Source organism: Gordonia sp. YY1 (genome assembly GCF_009872315.1).
GTDB lineage: Bacteria > Actinomycetota > Actinomycetes > Mycobacteriales > Mycobacteriaceae > Gordonia > Gordonia amicalis.
On record NZ_WXYI01000055.1, the window covers coordinates 1 to 1194 of the forward strand.

At 60.7% G+C, this 1194-nt stretch carries 1 protein-coding gene; it reads left to right on the forward strand.

The window, feature by feature from the left end; genetic code table 11:
* The first annotated feature begins 731 nt into the window (after positions 1-731).
* The gene (locus BPODLACK_RS23100; protein WP_201450651.1) at positions 732-1136 is read left to right on the forward strand and encodes a hypothetical protein; all 405 of its coding nucleotides are present in this window, start codon (positions 732-734) and stop codon (positions 1134-1136) included.
* Positions 1137-1194: the final 58 nt, after the last annotated feature.

Consider the following 1194-nt stretch of genomic DNA (forward strand, 5'->3'; position numbering starts at 1 on the left):
TCCGGATCGATTTTCTTAGGCATGTGCCCATCCTTCCTGACTCAGAAGGAAGCGGCATCAAACCTGGGGTGATTCAGTTCGGGATAAGCATCCGAGGCCCTCCCGGTAGGGGAGGAACGCCACCTGAGTAGCCGGCCCAAATCGCGAAGTAGCAGTCGTCGGAGCTGCGCGTCGCCGCTGCCAGGGCTCTGCACGTCCTGGCGATGATGGCGTGCTCGTCGCCCGCATAGACGGCCTGCGTGAAGTCTTCGGTCGGATAGCGCTGGTGCCTGTGGACTGGATCTGGAACAAAACGGACACGCGCATCCTCCTCGAACTCAGGAGGCCCGAACAGCACAAGCGACTTCCACGCGTCGCGAATTCGGGTGATCCAGTCCGCTGGCGAGACGTCGGACAGAAACGCAGCACGAGACGACCATGCGCCAAAGGCGCTGCGGCCATCGTTTTCGACCAAGGGGGTGCTTGGGCGGCAGCGTGAGGTAGGGGTTGGCTTAGGCCAGCCCGTTGCGCAGCTGATGTAGTACACGGTGCTCGACTTGACATAATGTATCTTATCGGCACTCAACGAGGCCGAGTAGAAACAGATGAGAGGACTCGACCCAGTCCATCTCGAGTGACCGTGCAGGTTGCGCCGGTGCGTGTGGCGTGCCGCCGCTCGCTCGGGTCATCGTTCTCGCACTTCGGTGCTGGTTTAGCCAAACAGATGAGAGATTCTCGCGTACATTGAGTTGATGCAGAGCGTCCCGGGCCGGCTCCCTGAGTTCCTCGCCAACGGTGTCGTCGGTCTCTTGCGGCCTGAAGACCGAGTGTTCGAGGCGATGCTGGACGGCTGGCGGGCGCAGATGCTGGCGCGTGGCCTAGGTGTGCCGTTTATCCGGTCGTCCTGCAGCTTGGTGGCGCGTTTCCAGGAGCACTCGAACGAGTATCCGTGGACCTGGCAACCCATCCATGTCGATGAGTTCCTCGCTGATCGGCGCACCGGTCCCAAAGCTGTCTCGGTGTCGACGCTGCGCGCGAACGCTGGCACTATTCGGGCGTTCTGCTATTACGTCACTGACGAAAGGTACGGGTGGGCTACCTTCTGTAGCAAAGCGTTCGATGACGTTCCCGCTCAAGTTGAAGCGCCCCGGGTTTGATGGAGGCAATCAAAACCCGGAAGGATGACCAGTATGGTCGCACCACGGAAATACCCCG